The organism is Rugamonas aquatica, assembly GCF_009380215.1.
GTDB lineage: Bacteria > Pseudomonadota > Gammaproteobacteria > Burkholderiales > Burkholderiaceae_D > Rugamonas > Rugamonas aquatica_B.
The window spans coordinates 1-266 of the sequence record NZ_WHUG01000067.1 but is presented as its reverse complement, the minus strand read 5'-3'; the positions used below and the strand labels follow the sequence as shown (position 1 = coordinate 266).

At 51.5% G+C, this 266-nt stretch carries 1 rRNA gene; it reads left to right on the top strand.

The features are described from left to right. Positions 1-266: ribosomal RNA gene (locus tag GEV02_RS32690) — 16S ribosomal RNA — on the top strand; the annotation flags it as partial.

Below are 266 nucleotides of genomic sequence, written 5' to 3'. Positions count from 1 at the left end.
CCTGGGGAGTACGGTCGCAAGATTAAAACTCAAAGGAATTGACGGGGACCCGCACAAGCGGTGGATGATGTGGATTAATTCGATGCAACGCGAAAAACCTTACCTACCCTTGACATGGATGGAATCCCTGAGAGATTGGGGAGTGCCCGAAAGGGAACCATTACACAGGTGCTGCATGGCTGTCGTCAGCTCGTGTCGTGAGATGTTGGGTTAAGTCCCGCAACGAGCGCAACCCTTGTCATTAGTTGCTACGAAAGAGCACTCTA